Source organism: bacterium (genome assembly GCA_035530055.1).
Classification (GTDB): domain Bacteria; phylum UBA6262; class WVXT01; order WVXT01; family WVXT01; genus WVXT01.
In genome coordinates, this window is the sequence record DATKVN010000085.1 from 1 (window position 1) to 7,336 (window position 7,336).

General features: G+C 40.2%; 9 protein-coding genes. All 9 read left to right on the top strand.

Annotated features, from left to right (window positions below):
* Positions 1-335: 2-oxoglutarate oxidoreductase (locus tag VMW39_06630; GenBank protein ID HUW23687.1), on the top strand; the 335-nt coding region annotated here is incomplete at its 5' end.
* A complete protein-coding gene (locus VMW39_06635) occupies positions 332-865 on the top strand; it encodes a 2-oxoacid:acceptor oxidoreductase family protein (GenBank protein ID HUW23688.1) in 534 nt (177 codons plus the stop codon). The genes VMW39_06630 and VMW39_06635, both read left to right, overlap by 4 nt.
* Positions 862-1,314 carry an N-acetyltransferase gene (locus tag VMW39_06640; protein ID HUW23689.1) on the top strand — a complete coding sequence of 151 codons (453 nt, stop codon included), beginning with the start codon at positions 862-864 and terminating at the stop codon, positions 1,312-1,314. Before VMW39_06635 ends, VMW39_06640 begins: the two co-directional genes overlap by 4 nt.
* 70 nt (positions 1,315-1,384) lie before the next feature.
* Positions 1,385-3,781 carry a DUF3857 domain-containing protein gene (locus tag VMW39_06645; GenBank protein ID HUW23690.1) on the top strand — a complete coding sequence of 799 codons (2,397 nt, stop codon included), beginning with the start codon at positions 1,385-1,387 and terminating at the stop codon, positions 3,779-3,781.
* 166 nt (positions 3,782-3,947) lie between these two features.
* Positions 3,948-4,748 carry an HD-GYP domain-containing protein gene (locus VMW39_06650; protein HUW23691.1) on the top strand — a complete coding sequence of 267 codons (801 nt, stop codon included), beginning with the start codon at positions 3,948-3,950 and terminating at the stop codon, positions 4,746-4,748.
* A gap of 346 nt (positions 4,749-5,094) precedes the next feature.
* The gene (locus VMW39_06655; protein HUW23692.1) at positions 5,095-5,415 is read left to right on the top strand and encodes an MGMT family protein; all 321 of its coding nucleotides are present in this window, start codon (positions 5,095-5,097) and stop codon (positions 5,413-5,415) included.
* 2 nt (positions 5,416-5,417) lie between these two features.
* The gene (locus tag VMW39_06660) at positions 5,418-5,618 is read left to right on the top strand and encodes a cold-shock protein (GenBank protein ID HUW23693.1); all 201 of its coding nucleotides are present in this window, start codon (positions 5,418-5,420) and stop codon (positions 5,616-5,618) included.
* A gap of 137 nt (positions 5,619-5,755) precedes the next feature.
* A complete protein-coding gene (gene tyrS, locus VMW39_06665) occupies positions 5,756-6,916 on the top strand; it encodes a tyrosine--tRNA ligase (protein HUW23694.1) in 1,161 nt (386 codons plus the stop codon).
* A 198-nt stretch (positions 6,917-7,114) separates the two neighbouring features.
* On the top strand, positions 7,115-7,336 hold a 222-nt coding region (locus VMW39_06670; protein ID HUW23695.1), incomplete at its 3' end, for a transposase.

Below are 7,336 nucleotides of genomic sequence, written 5' to 3' on the forward strand. Positions count from 1 at the left end.
CCACCACCACTCCCTGGGGAAGAGACCCTAAGATTGCCGGCTATCCCATTAAGATTTCGGAAGCCCTGGCACAGCTGGAAGGCTCTGTTTATATTGAAAGAGTAACAGTCAACAGCCCCAAAAATACCATCAAAGCAAAAAGAGCAATTAAGAAGGGATTTCAAACCCAGATAGAGAATAAGGGGTTTTCCCTGGTGGAAGTACTCTCTATGTGTCCCACGGGATGGGGAGTTAACCCCACAGAAGCAGTGAAGTGGATTGAAGAGAACCTGATACCTGTTTTTCCCCTGGGAGTAATAAAAGATAAAAACTTGACAGCGAAGGAAGATTTATGAAGGAAGAGATAATTATGGCTGGTTCTGGTGGACAGGGAATAATGTTTGCCGGGACTCTCATCGCTCACGCGGCAATGAAGGAAGGACTCAATGTAACTTACTTTCCTTCCTATGGAGCGGAAATGCGTGGCGGGACGGCTAATTGCACGGTGATTGTTTCTGATGAGAACATAGGTTCTCCTGTAGTCACTAATCCTTCTGCTCTTCTGGCAATGAATGAGAGTTCTTTAGAAAAGTTTTCCCCAAAAGTTAAAAAGGACGGATTAATAATAGTAAATTCATCTTTATTGAAGAAAGAAATAAAAATTAATGATGTGGAAATCTTAAAGATTCCAGCCACAGAACTGGCAGAGAAGTTAGGGGACAATAAAGTGGCGAATATGGTGATTTTAGGAGCATACGTAAACAGAAGCAAGGTGGTTTCCCTGGAGCGAACTATGGACTCTTTAAAAAAAGTGCTGGGCGAGGGAAGAAAAAACCTGCTTAAACTGAATAGAGAAGCGCTTAGGAAAGGAGAAGAATACAGATGATTCGAAAAGCTAAAATTTCCGACATCAAAGAGCTACAAAAGTTGATAAATTTTTATGCTGAGCGAGGAGAAATGTTACCCAGGTCATTAAACGAACTCTATGAAAACCTGAGGGATTTTTTAGTTTTTGAGGAGAAAGAGGAAATTTTAGGTTGTTGTGCTCTACACGTGTCCTGGGAAGACCTTGGTGAAATCAAATCTCTGACAGTTAAGTCCGGATACACAGGAAAGGGAATTGGTAAAAAGCTCATTGAGGGATGTCTTAAGGAGACAAAGGAACTGGGGATAAAGAAAGTTTTTGCGCTCACCTATAAGCCAGAATATTTTAAGAAAGAAGGGTTTAGAAAAATAGAAAAAGACGAATTACCACATAAGATATGGAGTGAGTGTATTAATTGTCCAAAATTCCCTGATTGTGATGAAGTAGCTATGTTAAAAGAGATGGAATAGGAGTGTAAAGCGAAAGCTTTACTGGTCAAACTTTCGTTTGACACTCCAGGAGTGGTGAGGGGAGAAGATTTTGAGAAGAAAAAGTTTGTATATTTCCCTGCTTTTTTTATTTATTTGCTCTGTAGCTTCGCCAGTTCTTGGCAAGAGCCATCTGGAGTTAGCGAATGAGTATGCCGAGCAAAGCGAGCGGTATTTCCAGGAAGCAGTGAATGAATACAAGTTAGCATTAAAGGACCCTGAATCCAATGTTAATGAGGTACGCTTTCTACTGGGCAAGCTTTATTACCACCACGGCAAATATCCAGAAGCGATTAAACAGTTATCCCAGGTTTACGAAAAAGAGAAAGATAATTTTGCTGTGGCAAAACTCCTTGCCCTCTCACGTTTTATCCAGGGAGACTATACTGAAGCTCTGGCTATTTTCGATAAATGGGAAGAATCTAAGGACGGCGAGTTTCTATATTTTTACGGACGGACTTGTGAAAAGCAGAATCTCTTTAACCAGGCGATTAAGGTTTATAGAAAGATTACAGGAGGAGACTACAAACTTCTTGCTTCTCGGCGTATTACAACAATTAATGCTCAGATTGGAGTGGCGAGAGTAGATGAAATAGAGAACAAGTTCATCCGAGAGTTGATTGTGAATGCTCCCGGGCAGGAAGAGTATCCCAATGCAGGAGCAATAATTCTTTTAGACAATGGAAAATTTGAGATTTTACCTGATTTTACTGCTAGGAATGAGGTCCACTTCATAGTGAAGATATTGAACGACCGTGGAAAACACTACGGAGAAGTGAAGTTGAATTACGATTCGACATACGAGAAGGTGGAGCTCGAATATGCCCGGACGATAAGACCCGATGGCACAATTGTCCCGGTTGGTGATAAACATATTCGCGATGTTTCCAAATATCTGAATTATCCTCTGTACAGTAATGCTCGAGTTAAAATTATCTCCATGCCAGAAGTTGCTGAAGGCTCGATTATTGAATACAAAGCAAAATGGCACATCAATAGATTAATTAATAAGAAAGATTTTTCCTTCCACTATGGCATTCAGGGTTACGAGCCCTACCTTAACCAGAAACTCACTGTAGTAGTTCCAGCAGATTATAAATTTAATTTTAAATCTTATAATCCAGGCTATACAAATTACAAAGTAGATTTCTCGCCAGAAATCAAAGAAATAGGCGATAAGAAAATTTACGTTTGGGAATTTAAGAATGCGCCAGAAATCATTGTGGAACCCTCAATGCCTCCCTGGCAGGAAATTGTGCCCAGCCTTTCTCTCTCTTCATTTAACAGGTGGGATGATATCTATGACTGGTGGTGGAATGTAGCAAAGGGCAAGATGGATGTTGATAAGGAAATAAAAAGGAAAATGAAAGAACTGACTAAGGGTAAGAAAACCCAGGAAGATAAAGCCAGGGCAATCTATCACTGGGTAGCCTCCAAGGTCAGGTATGTGGCTGTAGAGTATGGTCAGGCAGGATTCGAACCTCATTCTGCTATTGAAATTTTCAAAAACAAATATGGTGATTGTAAAGATCAAGCTATGCTTCTAATTGCAATGTTAAAATATTCGGGAATTTCAGCCCATCCGGTACTGATTGGTACCAGAGGGTGCTGGGTTTTAGATGAGGAGTTTCCGATATTGACTTTTAATCATGCTATAGTGGCGGCAAAGGTCGATGGAAAGACGGTCTTTCTGGATCCCACAGCGGAAACAGCGTCCTTTGGAGATTTTCCTTCCTCTGACCAGGACAGGAAAGTTTTGGTGTTTTATGAAAGAGAAGGAAGAATTGAGAAGACTCCTCTTTTACCTGCAGAGCATAATAAAGTTTCCAAAATAATGGAAATTAAAATTCGTAACGACGAAACCATCTCTGCCACTCGAGAAATTAAGACTTTCGGGATGTATGACCAGGGTCAAAGAGCCTGGCTTAAGTATACTAAGCCTGTTTTGGTTCAGGAACAGCTTAAGGAGAAGATAAACATAATTACTCCTGGAGGAGAACTTCTCAATTATACAATAAGCGAGGTGGAAAACCTCAATCAGCCAGTAGAAATCAGAACGGAGTTTAAAGGGCCTAAATTTCTAACCAGAGCTGGGAAGAATAGACTAATTCCGAAATTTGGAAGCCTATCAGCATCTTTAGTATCCAGAGATAAACGGAATTTTCCATTAGATTTTCGAGCACTTTCTGAAAACGTGACAAAAATTAGAGTAGAACTCCCCAGTCACTTAAATGTGAAGTTTCTGCCCCCGCCTATTGTTAAGGATACTCCATGGTTTACCTATATTTATAAGTATACTTTTTCTAAGGGGCTAATCAGTTTCGAAGAAAGATTGATAGATAAGAAGACTTCGGTTTCCGTAGAGGAGTATTCAGAATTCAAGGAAATTTTCGAAGAACTCGCCAGGGAAACTGATAAACAGGTCATTTTGGAAGAGCTTTCCCAATAGATTCCTTCCGAAAATCGTTCAACTTCTCCTAAACTCGTTCAAAATCGTCTAAATTTACTTGACAATAAATAGACAATTTTGTATACTTTTCCCGAAAAATCGAATATTCCGAAAAGGCAATCTATCTTCTGAGATGATTGGAACGTCTTCGACAAGGAGGTCGTGGATGGGGAATATTTTCGACGATAACGATGAATTTCTGACAGCAAAAGAGGCAGCGAAACTCCTCAAAGTTACTGTAGGTACAATTAAGAATTACATTTACAGAGGAGAGTTGAAGTCTTTCAAAACCCCCGGAGGCCAGCATCGGATCTCGAAATTGGATTTGTTTGAAGTAATGGGTCATAGAATAAAAGAGGTTAAAAGAGAACCGCACTCTAAGGAAACCCAGAAATTTTCCGATGAGTTTCGCAAAGATTATGTTAGGGTCATAAGAACTCTACTTGAGGCTATAGAAATTATAGACACCTATGCCCAGGGACATTCAGCCAGAGTTGCTAAGTACTCGTTATCCATCGCTAAAAAGCTTGCTCTTTCGCCTAAAGAGATGAGAAATATAGAATTATCTGCTCTCCTCCACGACATTGGCAAGATTTGTGTAGGAAGTGCCATTTTAGGAAAACCGGGAAGGTTGAATGAGAGGGAATCATTCATAGTAAGAAAGCACGCAGTCGTTGGAGAAGGGATTGTTGAGCAGATAGAATTTCTACAGGCAACCAGACCTTTGATTCGGTACCACCATGAGAGATACGATGGTCAGGGATACCCTGATGGTTTATCGGGGAAAGAGATTCCTTTAGGAGCGCGGATAATTTCAGTAGCCGAAGCATACGATTCCATTACATCCGGTTGTCCTTACCGTCAAGCTTTGCCTTCAAAGGAAGCGGTAAAGGAGTTAGAGAAGAGTGCTGGCAGCCAGTTTGACCCAGTAGTTGTAGAGACCTTTATCGAAGTTTTAAGTATTTGATTTTACATTTTCATGCCATGAATGGCATAGTTTTCTCAGGAAGTTATGTGCTTTTGGTCTGTCGTTGCGGGCCCGAAGGGCGTGGCAATCGACCCGCAGGGTCGTTGCGAGGGCAAAGCCCGTGGCAACCTCGTGCCAAACCATGAGATTGCTTCACTTCGTTCGCAATGACACTTCGTGTCAGATTGCTTCGTCGCGAAGTTTATCCCGCACATTTGTTGTGCGGGGCTCCTCGCAAAGACATTTAGGGGTCTTTTTCAGAGACTTGAAGAAAGTACTTGACTTTTTTGAGAAAGTAATGTAATATCAAAGAAGAAATACAAAACAAGTTAGTGGTTGGAGAAGGTTGAAGCAAAAGGATATTGACAAGTTATTAAGTGGCTATACATCTTTTGAAAGAAGAGTGTGGAAGGTCACATCTACAATTCCCGCCGGACAAACCCGTACGTATCAGTGGGTTGCTCGTCAAATCGGAAATCCTCGCGCGGCAAGGGCTGTAGGTAGAGCTTTAGCCAAAAATCCCCTTCTTGTTGTAATTCCTTGTCATCGGGTAATTCAGAATGATGGAAGTCCTGGGGGATACTCTTTTGGAAAGATAAAAAAGGAAGTGTTGTTAAAGAAGGAAGCTCTGAAGTTGAAGAGCTATTTTAGAAAGAAAGGAAGGTAAAAATGAAAGGGAAAGTGAAGTGGTTCAATGAATCTAAAGGTTATGGGTTCATTGAGAAAGAAGACGGTTCAGGCGATGTGTTCGTGCATTTTTCATCCATTCAGTCAGAAGGGTTTAAAACCCTTCACGAAGGCGAAGTGGTTGAATTTGACATCGTTGATTCAGACAAAGGTCCCAAAGCAACGAATATAAGGAAAATGTAAGGTACATTTGCCAAATAACCAAAAAAAGCCCTGGCTTGAAAAAAGCCAGGGTTTTTTATTTTTATTGGATTTTTTTATTGATAATTTTAGGAAATTATGTTATAAAATACTAACTAAAAAGTTGATGGGAATTTGAGATGGCAAAAGACTTAGAGATAATAAGAAGGGGAACGGTAGAGGTTATTTCTCCAGAAGAACTGAAGGAGAAATTGAACAGGCAAAAACCTTTAAGAGTGAAATTCGGTGCTGACCCTACAGCTCCCGATATTCATTTAGGTCATACGGTGGTTCTGCAAAAATTGAAGCAGTTTCAGGACCTGGGTCACCAGATTGTGTTCATAATAGGCGATTTTACTGCCCGCATCGGAGATCCTTCAGAAAGGTCTGAAGCGAGAAAGCCACTCACTCTCCAAGAAATAAAAAAGAATGCAAAGACTTATCAAAAACAGGTTTTTAAAATTTTAGATAAAAGGAAGACGGAAGTGCTTTTTAATAGTAAATGGTTTGATAAGATGAGTTCGTCGGATGTTATGAAGCTTTCTTCCCATTCCACAGTTGCCCAAATGTTAGCCAGGGCAGATTTTAAAGAAAGATTTAATCGAGAAATAGATATAAGCATCTTGGAATTTATTTATCCTCTACTTCAAGCATACGATTCAATTCAAGTGAAAGCTGACATAGAAATTGGAGGAACGGATCAAAAATTTAATCTGTTAATGGGGCGCCAATTACAGAGAGATTTTAATCAGAAGCCCCAGGTTATAATAACTATGCCTCTTTTAGAAGGCACAGACGGCGTTAAGAAAATGAGCAAAAGTTATGGAAATTATATTAGCATAACTGAGCCTCCCAAGGAAATGTTCGGAAAGATTATGAGTATTTCTGATGAATTGATGGTCAAGTACTATGAATTATTAACTGAGGAAAATTTGGATAAAGTCAAGAAAATGCATCCTCGCCAGGCAAAAGCTGAACTGGCAAAAGAGCTCGTCCAGAAATATTATGACGAAACTGAAGCAGAAAAAGCTGAAGAAGGATTTGAGAAAGTTTTTGTTAAGAGGGAATTGCCTGAGGAGATAAAGGAAATTAGAATTCGTGAGAAGAAAATATGGGTTGTGGATTTATTGGTAAAGGCTGGCCTGGCTACAAGCAAAAACGAGGCAAAGAGGCTAATCACCCAGGGGAGCGTAAAGATAAATCAGAAAAGAATAAAAGATTCTGATATGGATTTGTTAATGGACAGGGAATATATAGTACAAGTGGGAAGAAGGAAGTTTAGAAGAATAATACAAGCATAAATTGACTGAAAGGAGATAAATAAATGCCTAAAGGAAGAAGGCGCAAATTGCAGAAAATTCGTACTCACAAGCGGAAAAAGTTCCTGAGAAAGATGCGTCACAAGAAGAAAAAGTAGTTTGACAGAAATAACTTCGCCGCAAGCCCCTAGCTTCAGCTATGGGGATAAGGCGAAGATTTAGGTATTGAAAATGGAAGAAATGTCTAGCATATCTTCTTTTATTCTTGAATTGCCATTGCGGATTACGCCGCACGATGCCCATATTCTTGATCTACGTCTCGATGCTGGTCGTCAGCTATATAACGCCTGTCTGGGAGAAGCTCTACGGCGTTTGGATCTTATGCGGGAGTCTAAGGTATGGAAAGAGGCGAGAACTTGTAGAGGCAAAGACGAAAGACGTAAGCTGTTCTATAGTATTCAG

Excerpts from the sequence above, each read along its gene's own strand:
- VMW39_06635 (HUW23688.1), top strand. The coding sequence starts at position 332 with ATGAAGGAAGAGATAATTATGGCTGGTTCTGGTGGACAGGGAATAATG.
- VMW39_06640 (HUW23689.1), top strand. The coding sequence starts at position 862 with ATGATTCGAAAAGCTAAAATTTCCGACATCAAAGAGCTACAAAAGTTG.
- VMW39_06650 (HUW23691.1), top strand. The coding sequence starts at position 3,948 with ATGGGGAATATTTTCGACGATAACGATGAATTTCTGACAGCAAAAGAG.
- VMW39_06660 (HUW23693.1), top strand. The coding sequence starts at position 5,418 with ATGAAAGGGAAAGTGAAGTGGTTCAATGAATCTAAAGGTTATGGGTTC.
- tyrS (HUW23694.1), top strand. The coding sequence starts at position 5,756 with ATGGCAAAAGACTTAGAGATAATAAGAAGGGGAACGGTAGAGGTTATT.